Source organism: Prescottella defluvii, assembly GCF_000738775.1.
Taxonomy (GTDB): Bacteria; Actinomycetota; Actinomycetes; order Mycobacteriales; family Mycobacteriaceae; genus Prescottella; species Prescottella defluvii.
Genome location: NZ_JPOC01000066.1, coordinates 50,791 through 71,461, shown reverse-complemented (window position 1 = coordinate 71,461; position 20,671 = coordinate 50,791). Strand labels below are relative to the sequence as shown.

Genomic DNA, 20,671 nt, shown 5'->3' with positions numbered 1-20,671 from the left:
ACCTCCGGGCGGCACCTACCGCGCGGCGGTGAACTGCGCCATGTAGCGGTCCGGCATCTCCATGAAGGGGGTGCGGAACCGGGCCCACTGCGGCAGGTCGGCCGTCGAGTAGATGTCCTGCTGGTTGTCCGGGCGCCGCGGCCACGACGGGATGTTCACCCACAGTCGCATCAGATGTCGGCGCTCGCGGACATCGTCGTGGTCCCGGTACGGCGTGCGGCCGTGGACGATCAGGCGGTTGTTGAGGAACTGGATGTCGCCCGGCGCGATGTTCATGTCGAGGTAGAACTCGGGCGACGCCGCAAGTTCGCAGAACAGATCCAGTGCGGCTTCCTGCTCCGGGGTGATGTCGAAGTAGCCGGCCCGGGCGGCATCGCGGACCTGGGCGACGTGGATGCACGAACTGAACACACCGTCGGGATTCGCGAACAGCGCGACGTCGTCCGACGTCACGATCCTGCCGTCGCCGCGTTCGGCGTCCAGTCGACTGCGCATCACCGGCATGCCCCGGTAGAGCACGCGCGCCAGGTCGGGATCGGTCTCGACCATGCGGTCGTGGACGGCGGCCGCACTGGCGATCCGGCTGGCACCGCCCTCCTTCGCCGCGCGCAGGCACAGGAGGGAGACCACGTCGTGGCCGTCGCTGTGCATGTTCATCGACTGCGCCGAGCGGTACCCGCGAACCTGTTCGTCGACGAGGTCGGCGACGTTCAGCACATGGCCCAGGATCTCGCCGTTGCCCGACTGCGGGACGATGTCACCCAGGTGGGCACCCAGGCCGCAGTAGATCCGGGCCAGGTCGTCGTCGCTGTACCGCTCGCGGGACAGTCCGCGGATGAGCACGAAGCCGCGGCCCGACCACAGTTCGTCGCGCAGTCGTGCCACGAAGGAGCCGACGGTGCACAACGGGAAGGTGGTGGCGGTGATGTCGGCCAGGTCCAGATCACCGCGGTCCTTCAGCGTGGCCAGCGCCGTGTCGATCTCGGCGAGTTCGGCTGCGGACAACTGCCACAGGCCGTCCTGGCGATAGTCGAGGGTGCGGCCGAGCCATGCGGGTCGGCCGCCGACGGGAGTGAGGTCGTGGTTCAAGAGATCCTCCGGTGGGAAGCGGTGGCTGTGGAAGCGGACGGCGCGGGTTGTGCGCCTCGGACCAAACGGCCCGGCAGAGCACCGGTGTGCTGCCCGTCGCGGGTGACGACGGTGCCGTCGACGATGGTCGCGGTGTAGCCCCGCGCGTCCTGCATCAGGCGTCTGCCGTCGGCCGGCAGATCACGAACGACGCGTGGCAGTTGCAGAGCGAGGCGGTCGAGGTCGATCACGTTGAGGTCGGCACGGTAGCCCGGTGCGATCAGGCCACGGTCCTGCAGGCCCACCATGTCCGCGCACCGCTTGGTCATCAGCCGGATCAGATAGGGCAGCGACAGCCGCTCCCCCTGCGTGCGGTCCCGGCCCCAGTGGGTCAGCAGGTGGGTGTAGATGCTGCCGTCGCAGATGACCCCCAGGTGCGCCCCACCGTCGCCCAGTCCCGGAACGGCATGGTTACTGAGGAGCATCTCGCGGGACGGTTCGAGCGAGAAGTCGGCGTAGTTCGAGAAGGCCAGGTAGAGGATGTTGCGGCCGTCGGCCTCCAAAAGCTTGTCGTAGACGAGGCTTTCGGATGGGATGCCCAGACGCTCGGCCTGCGCCCCGATACTGCTCTCCTCTGCGGGCTCGTAGTCGAAGTCCTCACCCATCTCGTACAGCTGGTGGAAGTCGCGCACCCGCATCCCGATCTGCATGTCCGGATCGGGGTCGTTGGTCTCGGTGAGAATGCGCGCCTTGACCTCCGGTCTGCGCAGTTCTCGGATGCGTTCGGCCAGAGGCAGATCGGCCAGCGCCAGATAGGTCGGAGTCGAGTAGAAGGGGTTCAGGGTCAGCTCGAGACCCATCAGAACTCCCAACGGCCGCGGCAGAACCTGCATCGTGGCCGCGCCGCCGGCCGCATTGAATGCGTCGAACTTGTCCAGGATGGTGCGCCAGACGTCTGGACGACCGTGACTCTGGACCACCGACATGCTGAAGGGCCGGCCGAACGCCTTCGCCTGACGCAGCCCCATGTCCAGGACCTGCTCCCAGTCGTCGTTGTATTCGATGACGAACTGGATGAGGCCCGCACCGGCGCGGTCGAGGGCTGCGGCCAGACCGGCGTACTCCTCCTCGGTTGCCGCCAGCGTCGGGGTGAGCCGGCCGTCGCTGGAACGGTGGAACATCGTCTGCGAGGTGCCGAATCCGAAGGCGCCGGCGCGAATCGACTCCTCCAGGAGCGCAGCCATCTCCTCGATCTCCTCCGAAGTGGCGGGCTCTCTGTGGAATGCCCGCTCCCCCATGACGAAGGTACGCAGAGCGGCATGCGGGACGTAGCTGCACACGTCGGCGTCGAACTGACGCCCACCGAGGTGGTCGAGGTACTCCGGATAGGTGGTCCACTGCCAGTCGACGCCCTCGCTCAGGACGACGTCGGGGATGTCCTCGACACCCTCCATCAGCTTGATCAGCATGTCGCGATGTTCGGGCTTGCACGGCGCAAATCCCACACCACAGTTGCCCATGACGACGGTGGTCACCCCGTGGTTGGTCGACGGCACCAACCGGTTCTCCCACGTGGCCTGGCCGTCGTAGTGCGTGTGAACGTCCACGAAGCCGGGGGTGACCAACTGGCCGCGAGCATCGATCTCCTCCCGACCGACGTCGGCGACGTGCCCCACCTCGACGATGACGCCGCCACGGACGGCCACGTCGGCCTGCTGCGCGGGTCCGCCGGAACCGTCGACGACGGTGCCGTTGCGGATGACGAGATCAAGATCCATTTCCACCACTTCCGAATTCACCACGCTCACTACCGGGACCGAGGGACCGCCCGAACCCACGGAGGTGGACGTCCCCGACGACAGTCGCGGGCGTCCACCTCACGCGGTCGACTCGACGGAACTCCTACTTGTCAGTTCTTCGACAGCCACGCGGTGTCGAAGTACCAGATGTTGTCCACCGTCCTCTCGACACCGTGCACGTTGTCGTCCCACGCGGTCAGCACCGACATCGGGCCGAGCACGGCATAGGGGATGGTCTCGTTCATTCGCTGCTGCACCTTGCTCAGTGCGGCGTTCTTGTCCTCGTCGGTGAGCGCGGTCTGCACTCCGCGAATCAACTCGTCCATCTGCGCGTCGGCGTATCCCTGTGGGTTGTTGCTCGAGTCGCTCATCATGCTGCCCTGGAGTCGGAGCAGCGGGGCGTCGTCGAGGAACGCGAAGGCGCTGCGGACCACGTCGAAGTCGTGCTCGGCGAACACCCGCCGGTTACTGTCGGACGCGGAGCCGACGGTGTCCAACTGCACGTCGAAACCGATCGCATTCAGCGACGCCTGGACCGCCAACGCCGCCTGCATCGAGAACTGCTCGGTGGGCGTGAGCAGTTTGAGCTTGCCGTCGTAGCCGTCGGCCTTGGCCTCGGCGAGGAACTGCTTGGCCTTCTCCGGGTCGTACGGGATTCCGTCGACGGTGCTGCTCCACCGGGAGGTGGCCGGCAGCAGGTTCGAGTCCACGATGCCCAGACCGTTGTGGGCGCGGGAATTGAAGATCTCCGGGTCGATGCCGTACGCAACCGCCTGACGCACCCGGAGATCGGCCCCCGGCCGCCCCTCACGCTGATTCAGGATCACGTTCTGGCCGAGGCCCTGGATATCCCGGAATCCGGCATACCCACGATCGAGGGTGTTCTTGATGGTGGTCTCGTCGAGCAGGATGTAGGACATGTCGAGCTGCCCGCTCTCGAGAGAATCGAGCTGGGACTGGGCGCCGGCCGTCGGCACGAAGCGAAGCCCGTCCAGATGCGGCTTCCCACCGAAGTAGTCCGCCCGGGCAGTCATGATGATCTCCTCGTTGGGCGCGAACTTGGTGAGGGTGAACGGACCCGCACCGATCGGCTTGAACGCGCCGCCCGCCTCGGAGCTCGGCGCCACGATGTATCCCGGCCCCATCGCCAGCATCACCGGGAATCGGCTCCAGGAGTTCTCGAGATTGAACACGACCGTACTGGGATCCGGGGTGTCGATACTGCTCAACACATTCGAGAAGGTAGCTGCCAGATCGAAATTCGCAGCGATATACCGTTCCATGCTCCACTTCACGGCGGCCGAGTCGACCGGCGACCCGTCGCTGAACTTGGCCCCGTCCCGCAGTTCGACCGTGAACTGGGTGAAATCGTCGTTGTTCGTCAAACGTTCGGCGAGGCGCGGTTCGAAACCACCGCTCTCGTAGTCGGACCTGACCAGGGTGTCGTAGATGGCGGCGAGTTCCGTTCCGCCCACCGATCCCGCCGACCGGGTCTTGGTCGGGTCCAGCACGGTCGGGAACACGTAGGAACCGAAGGTCAGGGTGCCCCCGTCGACCGGCGCACCGGCCTCCTCGACCCCGATGAAGCCCACCTCCCGATCGATGGCGCGGGTGTCCCCCGATTCCTCCGATGCTGCGGACGCGCAGCCGGCGATGGTCATGAGGCCGACCAGCCCGAGCGCAACCAGCGGTAAGGCACGTCGGCGCCTGTTCATTGTCATGTTGCCTGCCTTGGTGTTTCGCCGGCCGCCGGCCAGCGCAATGGAGTGAGTCACTGACAACCGTGCAAGTAAGATAGATCACAATCAGCCAGTTGGCTAGCTTTTGTCGGATCGGCTTGTCCGTCAGATTGCGAGGACGGAAACTACTACGTGGCAGCCTGATTCATGACCACTGCATGCAGCCACCGGGCGCCCGACATCGTCGGCGCGCCCGGTGGCAACGAAAATGCGTCTACTGCGTCGCTCGCGCGATCCGCTCGAGTTCGCCGGCTTCTTCCCGCGGCCGAGCCGCCTCGACGTCCAGTCGGACATGATGGAGCTTGCCGTCGAACGCGAACCCGCCGACCGGGATCTCGTCGGTGACCGGCGTCCCCCGGCTGACTCCGATGTCGAGACACTCGTTGAGGCTGAACTGGAACGGCGTGGTCGCCGACACCCGCTCCTTGGCCACCGGAACTCCGTCGACCGACAGCGTGAAGAGGCCGCCACTGCCCGGCCGGCCCCCGTCGTACGCGAAGTCCACCGTGACGTCCTGCATGCCACTCACGAGCCCCTGGGGTGACCGGACGTACGTCGAGGACCGGCCGGAACGGTTGTAGCAGAACGCCGGAACCGAGTCGACGACGTACAGCGCGAAGCCACCGAAACGGCCACCGATGCTCATCAGCACACCGTTCACGAGATCGTCGCCGATCTCGACCTTCGCGGTGATCGTGTACGAGCAACTGAACACCCGGGGCGCGGCCTTCTCGCCGATCCCGTCCATGTGGGGGTACAGCGTCAGTCCGGTACGTCCCCGCAACACGTGGGGTGCCCGGGTATCCGGGTCGAGATTGCGAGTGTTCGTACGGTCGTCCAGGGGGAAGACCTGATAGCGGCTGCCCTCGAGCAGGAACTTCTCCTGCAGTTCGGCCAGCTTCTGCGGGTACTCCGCCGACAGATCCTGCGACTGCGACCAGTCGACGGAGGTGTCGTACAGCTCCCACACGTCGTCCGCGTAGTCGGGCGGCGGCGCCATCAGCTCCCACGGCCGCCGATGCATCGCCACCGCGGTCCAGCCGTGGTCGTAGATGCCCCGGTTGCCGAAGATCTCGAAGTACTGGGTGACGTGCCGGTCCGACGCATCGGCCTCGTCGAAGGAGTAGTTCATCGCGACCCCCTCGACCGGCTGCTGGTGCACCCCGTCGACCGTCGTCGGACTGGGAATGCCCGCCGCCGCCAGGATCGTCGGGGTGATGTCGACGCAGTGGTGCCACTGGTTCCGCACCTCGCCGCGAGCCTCGATCCCGTTGGGCCAGTGGATCACCAAACCGTTCCTCGTGCCGCCGTAGTGCGAGGCGACCTGCTTGGCCCACTGGTACGGCGTGTCCAGAGCGACCGCCCATCCCGTCGGATAGTGGGCGTAGCTGTGCTCGGTACCGATCTCGTCGAGACGCTCGAACATCTCCTCCGGGGACTGCGGAGATCCACTGAGCGTCGCGAGGTAGTTGAACGACCCGTCGAGGCCGCCCTCCGCCGAGGCACCGTTGTCGCCGACCATGTAGATCACCAGCGTGTCATCGAGCATCGCACGGTCCTCGAGATAGCTGATCATGCGTCCGACCTGGTCGTCGGTGTGCTCGAGGAACGCCGCGTAGGTCTCCATCAACCGCGCCGCCACCGCCTGCTGGACGTCGGTCAGCTCGTCCCAGCGCGGGACGCCGGGGGTCCACGGCGCCAGTTGCGTGTCGGGACCGACCACGCCGAGATCCTTCTGCCGCGCCAGCGTGCTCTCGCGCAACGCGTCCCAACCCTGATCGAACTCGCCGCGGTACCTGCCCTGGTACGAGTCCGGGATCTGCAGCGGCGCATGGACCGCACCGAACGGCAGGTAGCAGAACCAGGGCTTGTCCGGATCCATCGCGTCCACGCCCTCGATCCACTGGATCGCCTGATCCACCAGGTCCTCGGAGAGGTGGTAGCCCTCCGCCGCCGTCCGGGGCGGGTCGACCATCGTGAAGCCGTCGTGGAGCACCGGTGCGAACTGGTCCGCCTCGGCGCCGAGGAAACCGTAGAACTTGTCGAACCCCTCACGCAGCGGCCAATGATCGAACGGGCCGGCCGCAGTACTCTCCCACGGCGGTGTCTGGTGCATCTTCCCGAAGGCTGCGGTGGCATAACCGTTGCCCTGCAACACCCGCGCGACGGTGGCCGCACTGGCGGGGCGCATGCCGTTGTAGCCCGGCGAGGATGTCGAGATCTCGGCGATGTTCCCCATCCCGACGCTGTGGTGATTGCGGCCGGTCAACGTGGCGGCGCGCGTCGGCGAACACAGCGCGGTGGTGTGGAACCGGCTGTACTTCAAACCGTTCGACGCCAGCCTGTCCGCCGTCGAGGTCCGGCACGGCCCACCGAACGTGGAGGCCGCTCCGAAGCCGACGTCGTCGAGCATCACCAGGAGGACGTTCGGTGCTCCCGCGGGAGGCCGGATCGGATCCACCTGACGGAACTTCGTGGCCTGGTTCTCGATGAACGTGGCAGGCGCAGGCTGGTCCACCTCGCGAACGACAGGAATCGAGTGGCGATTGAGAGTCAAATGAGTAGGTCCTTTCACGAGAGGTAGAAAGGTGTCACGCCGTCACTCAGGCTTGTCGCCGTCGATCACGACTCGGTGCATGCGGCGGCGCTGCGCGTAGTCTGCCACCGCGTAATGCTGCGTGCACCTGTTGTCCCACAGAGCGATCGAGCCGGGCGTCCAACTGAAACGGACCTGGAAGTCCGGAGAACGAACGTGGTCGGTCAGCATCGGGAGCAGAGTCTCGTTCTCACGGTCGGTGAGTCCGTCGAGGCGCGTGGTGAAGGTCTTGTTGACGAACAGCGCCTTGCGCCCGGTGACCGGATGCGTTCGCACGACCGGATGGGAGACCGGCTGGAAGTCGGCATTCACCGCCTTGCGCGCGTGCGATGTCGAGTTGGACGAGTCGTGAACCGCGGTCATTCCGTCGAGCAGTCGCTGCACACGCGACGAAAGCGCGTCATAGGCCGCGTACATCGACGCCCACAGTGTGTCTCCGCCGACTTCGGGAAGGATCACCGCCCGCAGCATCGACCCGAGGGGCGGGTTGCTCAGGAACGTCGCGTCCGAGTGCCAGATGTCCGAGTTCGCCGTCTTCGGCTTGGACGGATCGATGTCGATCGCGTGCACCTCGGGCACCGATTCCGATACCGGCGGAAGGAAGGCGAAATGCTGCAGTGGACCGAAGTTTGCCGCGAAGTCGCGGTGGGCGACGTCGTCGATGTCTTGATCACGAATGAACAGCACCTGATGCTCGTGGAAAAGGTCCTGGAGCTCCTTGACCACCGTGGGCTCGAGCGGCCGGGACAGATCGAGGCCGGTCACCTCGGCCCCGAGCGCATGGGTGAGACGGTGCGCGGTCAGTACGGACGGTGTCATCGCCAACTCCTACCTAAGACAATGTGTCTTATCGGACAGTAGGGCTCGCGACCCGAGTCGTCAACGGGTGAGACACACTCGGGCACAATGAGTCACATGACCGACGATGCGCGCACGAAGATCCTGCTCGCCGCCGAGCGCTTGTTCGCCGAGCGCGGCGTCGAGCACGTGTCGATGCGTCAGATCGGTGAGCGCGCCCAACAACGGAACAACTCGGCCGTCCAGTACCACTTCGGCGACAAGAGCGGTCTCATCCAGGCGCTGTACGACCTGCGGTTGCTTCCGCTCAACGCGGAGCGACACCGGATGCTCGGACAGTTGGACAGTCCCGGCGCGCGGGAGCTGGCCGGCGCCTACGTGCTCCCCCTGGCCAGTGCCGTCATCTCCTCCAACGGAACATCCTGCTACGCACGCTTTCTGGATCGCTACCTGGGACGCGGTCGCGACTTCGAACCGTTCGACGACCGACACGGAAGCGGCTCGAAGGAAGTGGTGCGGCAGATGGCGCTGCTCCTCGTCGACATGGATCCGGGAGTTCGTGAGGAACGACTCCGCATGGTTCAGGTACTGATGATCCGCACCCTCGCCGACCTCGAGTACCGCCTGGAGACACGACTGGCCGACGCCGACGCCGCCGACCTGACCGTTGCCGCGCTGGTCGAGGCGGTTTCCACGCTTCTCGAGGCACCCACTTCCGTCCGCAACTGACGCGCCGCGCCCGGCAGCACCGTTCGCCCTGTCCCACTGAGCGGGCCGATGCCCGCAAACCCTTCCCCGCACAGTTGCGGGTTGATACTCTCCCCCGCATCGGTCGATCCACCGTCGTAGCAAACACTTGATAGATCGAGTTGGCAGTCGACGACTCTGTCCGTCAACACTTTTCAGTGTCTCTTCTCTGCGCGCCCACCTCTCTTGCACGGCGAACATCCGACCACGCATCGCCCACGACAAGGCAGCTCGACCGCCTTCACACAGAATTGGAGCCGCCATGGCCGGTTTCGCGCAGTCGCCATCCAGTCAGAAGTCCGCGGAAACCGAGAACCGCTCCAAGAGACAATCGATCCTGATCATCGTGCTGATCGCATTGATGACGGAGATCGTCGCCTTCGAGTTCACTCTCATCAGCCCCGGCCTGACCGACATGGCCGTCGCCTTCGGGACCACCAAGATCACGCTGGTGATGACCATCCCGCTGCTGGTCGGTGGCGTGGTCGTCCCGATCATCGGCAAACTCGCCGACGTGTACGGCAAGAAGAAGGTCCTGCTGTCCGCGGGTGCGACGTTCCTGCTCGGCACCCTCATGTGTGCCGTGGTCACCTCCTACCCGCTGTTCCTCGTCGGTCGCGGGCTACAGGCGTGCGGACTGGCATCGTCGGTCGTCTGCTACGGGCTGGTCCGGGATCTGATTCCGTCGCGCTGGGTTCCACTCGGCGTCGGCGGTATCGGTGTGGGCATCGGCGCATCGGCACTGATCGGCCCGCTCCTCGGCGGCTGGCTCATCGACTCCTTCGGATTCCGGAGCGCCTTCTGGTTCCTGCTCGCGTACTCGGCGATCGTCATCGCCGCCATCGCCGTTCTCGTGCCGGAGACCACCGTCCGGATCGCACACCGCGTCGACTACCTCGGTGCCGCGCTCCTGGGCCTCGGCGCCAGCGCCCTCATCCTGGGTGCGAACAACGAGGACCTGCGCACCGTCTCGTTCGTCGCCGGTGCCGTCCTCCTCGTCGTCTTCGTCCTGGCCGAACGCCGCATCGCGCAACCGCTGATCTCGATGTCCCTCCTCGCCCGACCGGGCGTGTGGATGACGCTGGCGATCGCCGGCGCCTACGGTGTCATCAACGGCGCCAACGGTGCGCTGTTGCCCCAGATGCTGCGCGCACCGTCCATCCCCGGCAACGACGAATCCGGGCTCGGGTTCTCCGCAGTCGGATACGCGCTCCACTTCGGTCTGCCCCAGGGGTTGGCCGCCGCCGCGTGCGGGTTGTTCGCCGGTTGGGTCGCGCGCAAGCATTCCCCTCGCCTCGCGATGCTGCTCGGCATGGTCGGCGCACTGGTCGGTTCGCTTCTCGTCGGCGCCGGTCTGGTCGACACCGCGGGCATGACGATCCTGCTCGGATTCTTCATGGGCGTCGCGAACGGATTCTTCTACTCGTCGTCGACCAACCTGCTCATCGAAGCCGTTCCCGCCAACACCCAGGCCGTCACCGGCTCGATGAAGTTCACGTCCGAACAGGTCGTCAGCGCGCTGTCCAGCGCCTTCCTCGGCATGATCGTCGGCAACTACATCCTGATGCTCAATCCTCAGACCGGACAGCCGATTCCGTCGATGGAAGGCTTCCACTACGCCTACCTCATCTGCGCCGTGGCCGCGGTCGTCGCGATCGCCGTCACGCTGGCGATGAAGCACGGACGGACACCGGCCACCGGTGGTCTGGCCTCCGGGCAGAGTCTCGAGGAGTCCGGCACCCCGGCCGTGTCGATGCACTGACCGATCACTCGGAACTCCCGGCGCGAACGGTCTCGAGGTCGAGACCGTTCGCGCCGGTCCGTGATCCCTCGGCTCTAGGCTGGACCCATGTCGGCACCGCAGCGCCCCACATTCGGGCAGTACGTCGGATATCTCCTCGGCCGGACGTTGCCGGTCGAGTTCCAGGACTGGGTCCGCCGGGATCTGGTGGGCCCGGGCGGATCCGTTCGCTACCTGATCCGGTTCACGCTGCCGATCGTCCCGATCCTCGCCCTGTTCCTGCTCATTCCAGGGCCCGTGTGGGTGCCGCTGGCGATGATGGCGCTGCTGTTCCTGCCGCTGGTCTACTTCGCGATCGCGTTGATGCAGGTGTACCGCCGGCATCGCCTGCACAGTCACGGCCTGGACCCCGATCTGGTGGCCGAGAAGGCACAGCGTCGCGCCGACCGGGTCCGCGACGACTACGAGCGTCGCCACGGCCGCAGCTGACGTCCACAAGTTACCGGTCGGTCAATTAAGGTGGACGCGCGAACCGACGAAGGGACCACACCATGAGTGAGCAGGTAGCGACCGCCGATCTGGCCGACGAGATCGGACCGGACATTCGCAGCTGCGACACCCAGTTCATCCAGTTCGGTGCCCGGGCCGCCTTCTCCGGCCCGATCACCACCGTCAAGTGCTTCCAGGACAATCTGCTGGTCAAGCAGACCCTGAGCGAACCAGGCAACGGTGGCGTCCTCGTCGTCGACGGCGACGCGAGCGTGCACACCGCCCTCGTCGGCGACATCATCGCCGGACGCGGCGTCGCGGGCGGCTGGGCCGGCGTCATCGTCAACGGCGCCGTCCGCGACTCCGCGATCCTGCGCACCCTCGACATCGGCATCAAGGCCCTCGGCACCAATCCCCGCAAGAGCACCCAGACCGGGTCCGGCGAGAAGAACGTTCCCGTCTCCTTCGGCGGCGTCACCTTCAACCCGGGCGAAATGGTCTACAGCGACGACGACGGCGTCGTGGTGCGATAGGCGGTGCGTCAGCGCCGCGGAAGGTGGCCGGCGGTCCAGTCGGCCACCAGGGACAGCACCTCGGGATCCACCGGTTGCCGCACCAGCTTCCGGTAGACCCGCAGCGTCGGGGGCGTCGGATCACGGCGCAGCAGGTGCGTCAGGTCGGGCACCCGGACGGTGTCGACCTCGTCCGGCACGAGCGCCGCGATCGCCGCCAGGTCGTCGGGGTCGACCTGCAGATCCTTGGCTCCGGTGATCGCGAGCACCGGCGAACGATTCTTCTGCAGTAGCGGTTTCGGGTCGAAGTCGAGGAACTCCCGGAGCCAGCGCGCATTGATCCTGCGGCCGCCCATCCGCGCGACGTCGCCGGTAGTCCGGTGGATCCTGTCCAGCGTCGCACGCTGCCTGGCGGCCACGTCCACCCGCAGCACCCGCAGGATCGCCCGCGTGAGCACCGGCAACCCGTCGGCAGCCTTCCCCGACTGCCACAGCAGCACTTCCCGGCCGGTCATCGCGGGGCCCGCGAGCAGCACCACCGCCGACGGATCCACCGCCCGGTCCGCACCGAGTGCCATCGCCAGGCACGCGCCCTCGCTGTGGCCGATCACCGCGACCGCGTCGCGTCCGAAACCCGCTGAGCCACACAGCCATTCGATCGCGGCCGCGGCGTCGGCGACATTGTCGGCCAGGCCCGTCGCGTAGTAGTCGCCGCCCGATCTCGCGACGCCGCGCTTGTCGTAGCGGAGCGATGCGATCCCGTTGCGGGCCAAGGCTTCCGCGAGAGCGCGACTGATCCCGATGGCCAGTGTCGCGTGGTCACCGTCGCGATTCATCTGGCCCGACCCGGTGAGGACGATCGCCACCGGCCCGGCCTCGGCGCCCGCGGGCACCGTGAGGGTGCCGGCGAGTCGCGTACCGTCCGACGACGCGAACGTGACATCCCGCTCGGTCACCCGCGGCCCGGGCACGTCGAGCACGTCACGGATCCGGGCCACGACCGCCGGCGCGTCGGCCGTGGACACGATCAACTGGTCGAACTCCGCGCCCGCCGCGCGGCCGACGGTGCGCACCCGGACCGCCTGCACACCGGCACGGGCGACGACGTAGGTTCGCGATCCCCCACCCCGCCAGGTCCCGATCCGCAGGCGTCGGGGAATACCGAGACCCGGCGCCCGCATGCCACGAATGTTGACGAACGCATCGGCGACCACGTCCACCGAACGGACCTGCGCCGACGGGATGGTGACGTCGCCGTGCAGTCCGGCGATCCGCTCGAAACGCGACAGCCTCAGGACAATCCGGTCATCCTGCACCCTGAACTCGGCCACGGCAGCACCTCCTCGCACGAGTATCCCGCGCCGGACCCCGATCGCAGGGCACTCCTGGAATCAGCGGGTCGTATGCCGCCCGGGCGACTCGGTGATTCCGTGGCGCCGCAGCAGGATGTGGGTCGACCTCCGGTAGGACGCCGGGCGCGCCGGCAGGAACCACTGGCTCAGCCGCGTCCGGGGTCCCACATTCGCGTCGATCTCGTCGAGCACTTCGTCGATCTGTCTCAGGGAGAACGGAATGATGTTGGTGCCACGCGCGGGCTTCCCCTCACTGCGTTCGATCATCCAGTCCAATCGGGTCCGGACGAACTCACGCCGCTGCTCGAGCGGCGGTAACGGGGTGCCGCCCAGCAGATGATTCGCCGTCCAGAGGGCCGCCGCCTCCGCACTGAGCGGACTGAACAGCGACGATCCGTATCCGACGAAGTAGAGGTTCGGCACGTCCAGCGGCAGGATCTGCCGGTAGAGGAGGAAGTTGCCCTCCGCATCCGTGAGGCGCTGCTGGAGCTCGTCAGCCATGAACGGCACCCGCTGCTCGAACCCCGTTGCACAGACGACGACGTCCGCCGGGAGGACGCTGCCGTCGGACAGCTCGGCGACAGGCCGGCCGTCTTTCTCGTGCAGAGCGGTGATCACGGTGCCCCGTCGCACGGCGATCGTGCCGGCCACGACCTTCTCGTAGAACTGCTCGGTCGCGAGGCTCACCGCATGACGGACGATCCGTTCGAATGAGCCGGACGGGACCAGACCGGCCCGGTCGAGCAGGAGTTGACGCTGCGCGATCCGCTGCACGGCCCCGAGCAGAGCGTTCCGCAGGAATCGGCCCCGGCCGATGAGGAACCGCCCGAATCCGCGCTGCTCGATGTGCTCGAACAGCCCCTCGCTCAGACGCGTCAGGAGAACGTACTTGTAGTTCAGCACGTTTCCGAGCTTGCGCGGCATCTTCCACGTGACCTCACGAGCGACCACCGTCATCGTCGCCGACACGTCGCTGAGTGCCTCCGCGACGTCGCACGCGGACTTTCCGTAACCGACGACCAGGACGTCCTTGTCGGCCGCGTCGGCGAGTTCGTGGAAGTCCGACGCCGCACAGAGTCGGCCGCCGGCCTGCTCGTACTCGGCCGCACCGGGGTACGGGGGCACGAACGGATCGCAGAAGATCCCGTTCGCGACCACGACGCGGTCGTATCGGCCCACCTCCGTCCGGCCGGTCGCGACGTCACGGCTGGTGATCGACCACAGCCCGGTGTCGGGATCTTGGACGGCCTCGGTCACCTCGGTGCCGAGCCGCAGGTGCGGCCCCAACTCGAAGTGGTCGGCGTACGCGGCGAGGTACCGCTGCACCTGCTCACCGCTCGGCCACTCCGGGTACTCGCGCGGCATCGGGAAGTCCGAGAACGCATACGTGCCCTTGTTGTTCTGGGTCGTCACCCCCGGATAGCGCCGGGTCACGCTCCACACGCCGCCCACGTCGGGGGTCCGGTCGAACACGACGACGTCGAACCCGAACTGTTTCAACACCTTCGCCGAACACAGCCCGGCGACGCCGGCGCCGATGATGGCGATCGCGAGGGGATCCCCGGCGGATCCGCAGGGTAACCGGCCGCGTGTCACGCTCGCACCCCCGGCGCGAGCGCCTCACCGAGGAACTGGCTCACGAGATGCTGGAAGCGTGCCGCATGCTCGATCTGGGTCCAGTGCCCGCACTTGCCGAACACGTGCAGCTGCGAGTTCGGGATAGTGTCGAACATGCGCTGCGACGCCGCCACGGGGACCACCCGGTCTTCGCGGCCGTGCAGGATCAGCACTTCGTGGGCGATCTTGGCGAGGTCCTCGTCGGGCACGATCTGGGCGTCCAGCCACCGCTGCCGAGGCTCCGGGAACACCTGCTCGAAGGCTTCCTGCGCGCCCGGCCGGATCGTCGCACGGTAGCGCAGCTCGGCCAGTTCGTCGGTGACCAGAGACCGGTCGTACGCCATGATGTCCATGATCTTCTTCATGTTCTCCACGGACGGCGTGTATCCCCACAGCGCGTCGAGTTCGGGGGTGAAGTCGAACTTCACGCCGCCGGCGCCCATCAGCACGATCCGGTCGAGCCGCTCCGGGTGCCGAGTGGCCAGGTGCAGGGCCAGCCCGCCGCCGAAGGAGTTCCCGACCACGTGCACCTTCTCGATGCCCAGACCGTCGAGCAGCGACAGGATCTGGTCGATCCAGGTGTCGAAGATCTCGAAGCGGACGGGGTCGGGAAGCGACGTGTAGCCGAACCCCACCAGGTCCGGTGCGATCACCCGGAACTGTTCTGACAGAACGGGAATCAGACCTCGCCAGTTGGCCCACGCCGACACGCCGGCGCCCGAACCGTGCAGGAGCAGTACCGGAGTCCCAGTGCCGCTGCCGACGTCGTGGTAGTTCGTCTCGAAGGATCCGGTCCGCAGGGTGCGCCCGATCTCGGGATTGATCTCGGTTGTCATGGAGATTCCTAGCTCTGGAAGACGGACGCCACCGCCGACAGCAGGTCGTCCTGCGGGCGTTCGGGCGAGGGGTAGGCACGCTTGCTGTGCGAGAGTCCGGTCTGCACGAGCATTTCGCACATCTTGTAGGCGACGACACCGGGATTGAGGACCGGGACGTCGAGTACCGACGACAGGTACGCGTGGCTCTGGTGCATCGTCGTCGAGCCGAGCACGATCACGTCCGCCCCGTCCTCCGCCACGGCCGCCCGGGCCTCCCGTTCGAGCGCGGAGAACACGAAGTCTTCCTTGCCGGCGAGCAACTCCGCCGCGTCGGGCCGGACACCGATGTCACGCACCGAGGCCAGGCGACCGGCGATCCCGTTCTCGCGGGCGGCCTTGTGATACAGCTCGTGCCACTGCGGCCACATCGTGACCACCGAGAACCGCTTGCCCAGCAGGCACGCGAGCAACATGGTGGCCTGGCTCGGTGCGACGACCGGAATCGTCAACCGCGAGCGCAGCGCCGCGAGCGCGGAATCGCTCATCGAGTTGACGCACACCCCCACGTATCCCTGCTCCTGCGCACGGCACCCGGCGTCGAGGACGAAGGCATCGGCCAGGGTCGTCTCGTATGCGCTGTCGAGCGCACCGCCGCCCGCCCGGGCGGAGACGAAGACGTTCTCGAAGGCGGGGTGCACGAACTCGCCCGACAGCTGGGTGGCGAAGGCGTCCAACGCTTCTGGTGGGACAGGGACGGGCACGATGTTGAGTACACGGTTCACAGGTCGAGTTCCTCTCTGGTGCGGGTGAGGGTGTCGACGACGGCATACGCGACCGCGCGGGTCGCCATCATCACGTCTGACACCGATGCGACACCCATGCCGCCCAAACCCTCGTTCAGTTCCGCCGGGGCGGTGGTGGGTGGCCACGGGTAACCAATTCGGGCGCAAGGTATTCCGAGACGACGGATCAGCGTCCCGTCGGTCTGTCCGCCGAGCAGCGGCGTCGTTGTGTACGGACGCTGCTCGACTTCCTCCCAGCCGCGGCGGCACGACTGGATGATCCAGTTCTCCGGGTCGGTCGTGCCGCCGGGCAACGACCCGTACATCTCCCAGTCGACATCGAACTCCGGGTGCCGCCCACGGATGCCGTCGATCAACTGCGCGAACTGGTGCCGGACATCGCCGGGCGTCACCCGCGGGTTGACCCGGACGTCGAGGTAGATCTCCGTCGTCGCCGACGGGAAGGCCGGCTTGTCCGGGTTCCCCGACCGCACCGCGGAGATCCAGCCCTCGGGCACGGTCGATCCGGACGTGTTGCGTGCGGTGTATTCAGGCAGCCACGCCTCGATCTCCTGGACCACGGTCGCTGCCGGCACGATCGAGGAGCGGAATCCCGCTGTGCCCCGGGTGATTCCGGCGTATCCGAAGGTTCCACGCACCGATACCTTGAACCAGCACATGCCCGGCTCCTCGGGGTACACCGCCCACCAGGGCTTGAGCACGACTGCGTGGTCTGGCGCCATGCCGTGGGTGAGCATGTGGAACACGCCGCTGCTCATACCGACCTGATCACGGTCACTCATCGTCACGGGCATGCCACCGCCCGCGAACCCGATCGCCAGGTCGCCGGTCAGGGGCACGTCGGCGTCCACGACGGCGTGCATGACCTCGGTGAGCCCGGCGACCATGCACTTCGGGTTCGAGGCGCCGAGCCCGACGACGAGGTCGCCGTCCACCCGCGCCTCGGGAATCATGTCGGCGCGCAGCGCCTTCCCGACCCACGGGACGTCCGACTCGGGGTCGATGTGGGTGTCGATAGGCGCATAGAGCAGCAGCCGGCTGCCGCCACCGGAACCGCGCAGCTCGCCGATCGCGTTCCCGGTGTGCTCGGAGATCGGCTGGTATCGAGCGTCGATACCGACCCGATCCCGTAGGTGGGTGGCCATGAACTCCGACGCGGCCCGCTCGCGGCCCGTCGGACTGTGAATGTCGACCAGGTCGACGAGCAGGTCGCGGAAACGGCCCGCGTCCAGCCTCGCGCACACGGCCTCGTACATCTCACGCCGAGTATCGTCGAGCGGCAGCGGCCTGGTCGCTGATGCGTCAGTCATCGCTGGTCTCCTCCTCCGATACACCGGGGCGCCAGGCCAGACCCACACGGTCGGTCAGACAGGTCGCCACCCGCACCAACGCCTGGTCTGCGTGCGCGGGTGCCACCAGCTGGATACCGAGCGGCAGGCCGTGCACACCGCGGCCGGCGGGGAGGCCGACGGCGGGGCATCCGCTCACGCTCGCCAGCTTGTTGAAGACGGGGTCACCCGTGCCGGCCTCGATGGTCGGCGCCTCACCGGGCGCCGCCAACGTCACCAGCAGGTCGACCTCGGCGAACGCGCGATCCACGAACGCCCGCGCTCGCCGCAGCACCGTGCGGGCATGCTGGATCCCGCTGGCCGGGGCCTGCCGACCGGTCTGCAGGAACAAGTGCAGTTGCTCGCTGATCCGGCCCGGATACGGCCGGTGGATACGCTCGGCCAGCGCGGCGGACGCCTCGGCCGCCATTAGCAGCGTGTGCGCGTCGTCGAGTGCGGCCAGGTCGCTCGGAACCTCGACGTCGACGACGTCGGCGACCACGTCGCGCAGGCAGGAGACGAACTCCTCGAGCAGCACAGCGGCCGCCGGAGTCGCGCGGTCCTCCCACGGCGGCCGCAACACTCCGACCCGCAGTTTCCGCAGCGGGGCCAGCGTCGCGACCGGTGGCGGCGCGGTGCCGTCGGTGGCGAGGGATTCGTCGACCGCGCCCAGCCACGCGGGATGGCGTGCGAACGCCCCGACCGTGTCGAATGTGAGTGCGACAGGAAGGACGCCGTCGAAAGGCCAGCGCCCATACGTGGGCTTGAGCGTGAACACTCCGCAGAACGAGCCCGGCCGGAGCACCGACCCCGCGGTCTGGGTGCCCAACGCCAACGGCACCTGTCCGTCGGCGACGGCCGCCGCGGATCCGCTCGACGAGCCACCGGGGGTGTGCCCGAGGTGGTGCGGGTTGCGCGTCTCGGTCGGCCGGTAGGTGGCGAACTCGGTGGTGGTCGTCTTGCCCAGGATCACCGCGCCGCCGCGGCGAAGGCGCCGAACGACTTCGGCATCGTTCTCCGGTCGGTGTCCCGTCCACAGCTCGGAGCCGTACCCGGTGGGTTGGTCCCCGGTCTCGATGATGTCCTTGAGCCCGAACGGAATTCCGTGCAACGGTGAGCGGCGTTGCTCCAAGTCGCGCGCCGACGCCTGTTCCAGCGCAAGGTCGGGGTCGAGGTGCGCCCACGCCTTGATCGTCTCGTCGCGCTCCGTGATCCGTGCCAGGCAGTGTTCGACCGCCGACACGCTCCGGTTCTCGTCGGTCAGGATGCCCGCGATGGGCGAGGTGATACCGGACAACGCGATCACCCGGCCTTTTGCGGTTCGTGGCCCCACCGGGACGGTGAACGGAAGGTCTTGACCTCCCACTCGTCGGAGTCGACGAGCTCGCCGCCGTACCCGATCTCGATCGCGAACCCGGACGGTGTGCGCATGTAGAACGACGTGACCCCGTCGTTGGTGTGCCGGCCGAACGTCATCTGCAGGTCGATGCCGGCGGCGTTGATGATGTCGTAGGCCCGGCCCACGTCGTCGAGCGACGCCGCCTCGATCATCAGGTGGTTGAAGTCCCCTCCAGTGAACGAGAAACACTCGTTCATCAGGGCGAGACTGTGGTGTCGCGAATTGCAGTGCAGGAACGTCGCATCGGCGCCGTCCCAGACGATGTAGTCGGTGAGACGGAACCCCAGGACCCGGGTGTAGAAGTCCACGGCCGCCGGATAGTCCTTGCACATGAGCACCACATGCCCGAGACCCAACTGCCCGGTGACGAAGCCGCTGATCACCCCGCCGGCGCCCAGCGGCGTGTGGTCGATCGTCGGGCCGAAGCACACCTCGTTGGGGAAACCGTCCGCATCGACGAACCGGAAGGCCTCGACGGCCAACCGCTCCTCGACAGGGCCGGTCGAGATCCACTCGACCGTGATCCCCTCAGCCGCAACCCGATCGGCGAGGACCCGGAGATCCTCAGGGCTGTCGGCCTCCCAGGTGATGGACCGGATCCGGTCCTCCGACGCGGGGTACAGCGCGATCCGGTGATGGTGGTCGTCGATTCGGATCAACAGCGGATCCCGATCCGATTCGCGGGGGCGGGCGTGCAGCCCCAACAGGTCCACCAACACGTGGCGCCAGGAATCGAGGTCGGCGACATCGACGCTCAGCGCCCCCAGACGGGAAATAGTCATCTCTTGCCTCTGTTCGGAAGTCGCACGACGCCGGGCGTGGTGCGATCGCGATCTAGCTGGGAAGGAACTGCTCGGCATGGATGCGCTCCGCCGGCATTCCGAGTTCGAGCAGCCGCTCCTCGGCGGCCTGCAGCATCGCCGACGGCCCGCACAGGTACGCGGACGTCTGCGGGTCCGCGACGTCGTCGGCGGTCAGGACGCTGACCGGGTTGCCGACCAGGACGTCGGGGATCCCGACGGGTTCGTCGACGACGACCCGGGTCTCCAGGTTCCGCATGAAGCTCCGGCGCGCGGCGAGTTCGTCCAGATGGAACAGGTCGGCCCCGCGAGTGCAGCCGAAGACGAGGCGGATCGGGTGATCACCGCGAGCGGTCTGCAACGTCTCGAGCATCGACAGCATCGGTGCCAGGCCGGTGCCGCCGGCGATCATCAGGGTCGGCCCCGGATCGTCGGCGAGCCCGAATCCTCCGATGGGTCCCTCGATATCGATCTGGTCGCCGATGGCGGCTGCGCTGCGGAGGTAGTCCGACATCGCACCGGAGGAGAGCACCCTGATGGTGAACGTCAAGTTCTTCCGGTCCCGCTCACCGGATGCCATCGAGTAGGAGCGCCACTCGTCGGTACCGGGGACCCGCATCCGCACGTACTGCCCTGCCCGGAACGAGAAACGCACCGGCTTGGGGAGTTTGAGCTGCAACTCGACGACGGTCTCGCCGAGCCAGGTGATGGCACCCGCCTTGGCGGTGGTCGCGACCACCGGGTACTCGTCGAGCATCGACGCCGGGTAGTCCAGTTCCACCTCGGAGTCCGCGAACGCGTGCGACTGGCACAGCAGTCGATGTCCGGCGGCCATCTCGTCCTGACGCAACGAGTAGACACGCCCCTCGGGCATCACCACTTCGCCGCACGCGACCCGACCGACGCAGGTTCCGCAGGTACCGATCGTGCACTGACTCACCAGTCGGACACCGGCCGCGTTCGCTGCTTCGAGGATCGTGGTGCCGGCCGGCACCGGAACTATCTTGGTTCCGTCCGTGAACTTGAGGTGGACGTTGTTCGTGGTCACTGCGCACTCCGGAATAG

Annotated in this window: 17 protein-coding genes; 4 read left to right on the top strand and 13 right to left on the bottom strand. The window is 67.1% G+C overall.

Translation table 11 applies throughout. From position 1 onward, the window contains the following. Positions 1 to 15 precede the first annotated feature (15 nt). The 5 genes from IJ15_RS0121115 to IJ15_RS0121095 form a co-directional block, all read right to left on the bottom strand. Entirely contained in the window at positions 16 to 1,089 is a 1,074-nt protein-coding gene (locus tag IJ15_RS0121115; protein ID WP_031940327.1) for a TauD/TfdA family dioxygenase, read from the bottom strand. Next, the gene (locus tag IJ15_RS0121110; RefSeq protein WP_031940326.1) at positions 1,086 to 2,846 is read right to left on the bottom strand and encodes an N-acyl-D-amino-acid deacylase family protein; all 1,761 of its coding nucleotides are present in this window, start codon (positions 2,844 to 2,846) and stop codon (positions 1,086 to 1,088) included. The genes IJ15_RS0121115 and IJ15_RS0121110 overlap by 4 nt, the downstream gene beginning before the upstream one ends. 131 nt (positions 2,847 to 2,977) lie before the next feature. Beyond that, entirely contained in the window at positions 2,978 to 4,588 is a 1,611-nt protein-coding gene (locus IJ15_RS0121105) for an ABC transporter substrate-binding protein (RefSeq protein ID WP_031940325.1), read from the bottom strand. Positions 4,589 to 4,820: 232 nt separating this feature from the next. Continuing rightward, positions 4,821 to 7,124, bottom strand: coding sequence for an arylsulfatase (locus IJ15_RS0121100; RefSeq protein WP_231569620.1), 2,304 nt, complete (start codon positions 7,122 to 7,124; stop codon positions 4,821 to 4,823). A gap of 81 nt (positions 7,125 to 7,205) precedes the next feature. Continuing rightward, the gene (locus tag IJ15_RS0121095; protein WP_031940323.1) at positions 7,206 to 8,021 is read right to left on the bottom strand and encodes a TauD/TfdA dioxygenase family protein; all 816 of its coding nucleotides are present in this window, start codon (positions 8,019 to 8,021) and stop codon (positions 7,206 to 7,208) included. Positions 8,022 to 8,117: 96 nt separating this feature from the next. Between IJ15_RS0121095 and IJ15_RS0121090 the strand changes: the two genes are divergently transcribed. The 4 genes from IJ15_RS0121090 to rraA all read left to right on the top strand — a co-directional run bounded on the left by IJ15_RS0121090 (position 8,118) and on the right by rraA (position 11,510). Further along, positions 8,118 to 8,729, top strand: coding sequence for a TetR/AcrR family transcriptional regulator (locus IJ15_RS0121090; RefSeq protein WP_051919360.1), 612 nt, complete (start codon positions 8,118 to 8,120; stop codon positions 8,727 to 8,729). A 280-nt stretch (positions 8,730 to 9,009) separates the two neighbouring features. Continuing rightward, entirely contained in the window at positions 9,010 to 10,509 is a 1,500-nt protein-coding gene (locus IJ15_RS0121085) for an MFS transporter (protein ID WP_031940321.1), read from the top strand. Positions 10,510 to 10,596: 87 nt separating this feature from the next. After that, a complete protein-coding gene (locus tag IJ15_RS0121080) occupies positions 10,597 to 10,977 on the top strand; it encodes a DUF5313 family protein (protein ID WP_031940320.1) in 381 nt (126 codons plus the stop codon). A gap of 62 nt (positions 10,978 to 11,039) precedes the next feature. Continuing rightward, the gene (gene rraA, locus IJ15_RS0121075; protein ID WP_031940319.1) at positions 11,040 to 11,510 is read left to right on the top strand and encodes a ribonuclease E activity regulator RraA; all 471 of its coding nucleotides are present in this window, start codon (positions 11,040 to 11,042) and stop codon (positions 11,508 to 11,510) included. Positions 11,511 to 11,518: 8 nt separating this feature from the next. Here rraA and IJ15_RS0121070 read toward each other — a convergent pair whose 3' ends face one another. The 8 genes from IJ15_RS0121070 to IJ15_RS0121035 are packed head-to-tail and all read right to left on the bottom strand — an operon-like array spanning position 11,519 to position 20,654. Further along, the gene (locus tag IJ15_RS0121070) at positions 11,519 to 12,820 is read right to left on the bottom strand and encodes an alpha/beta hydrolase family protein (RefSeq protein WP_031940318.1); all 1,302 of its coding nucleotides are present in this window, start codon (positions 12,818 to 12,820) and stop codon (positions 11,519 to 11,521) included. Positions 12,821 to 12,880: 60 nt separating this feature from the next. Next, a complete protein-coding gene (locus IJ15_RS0121065; protein ID WP_031940317.1) occupies positions 12,881 to 14,437 on the bottom strand; it encodes a flavin-containing monooxygenase in 1,557 nt (518 codons plus the stop codon). Next, positions 14,434 to 15,294 carry an alpha/beta fold hydrolase gene (locus IJ15_RS0121060; protein WP_031940316.1) on the bottom strand — a complete coding sequence of 287 codons (861 nt, stop codon included), beginning with the start codon at positions 15,292 to 15,294 and terminating at the stop codon, positions 14,434 to 14,436. Before IJ15_RS0121060 ends, IJ15_RS0121065 begins: the two co-directional genes overlap by 4 nt. Before the next feature lie 8 nt (positions 15,295 to 15,302). After that, positions 15,303 to 16,058: an aspartate/glutamate racemase family protein gene (locus IJ15_RS0121055; RefSeq protein ID WP_031940315.1), complete on the bottom strand. Its 756-nt coding sequence runs from the start codon at positions 16,056 to 16,058 to the stop codon at positions 15,303 to 15,305. Then, complete coding sequence (locus IJ15_RS0121050) at positions 16,055 to 17,389, bottom strand: zinc-binding metallopeptidase family protein (protein WP_031940314.1); 1,335 nt, start codon at positions 17,387 to 17,389, stop codon at positions 16,055 to 16,057. Before IJ15_RS0121050 ends, IJ15_RS0121055 begins: the two co-directional genes overlap by 4 nt. Next, positions 17,382 to 18,713, bottom strand: coding sequence for an amidase (locus IJ15_RS0121045; RefSeq protein ID WP_051919356.1), 1,332 nt, complete (start codon positions 18,711 to 18,713; stop codon positions 17,382 to 17,384). Before IJ15_RS0121045 ends, IJ15_RS0121050 begins: the two co-directional genes overlap by 8 nt. Continuing rightward, complete coding sequence (locus IJ15_RS0121040) at positions 18,710 to 19,588, bottom strand: VOC family protein (protein ID WP_031940312.1); 879 nt, start codon at positions 19,586 to 19,588, stop codon at positions 18,710 to 18,712. The genes IJ15_RS0121045 and IJ15_RS0121040 overlap by 4 nt, the downstream gene beginning before the upstream one ends. Before the next feature lie 52 nt (positions 19,589 to 19,640). Then, positions 19,641 to 20,654, bottom strand: a complete 1,014-nt coding sequence (locus IJ15_RS0121035) for an FAD-binding oxidoreductase (RefSeq protein WP_231569619.1) — start codon at positions 20,652 to 20,654, stop codon at positions 19,641 to 19,643. Positions 20,655 to 20,671: the final 17 nt, after the last annotated feature.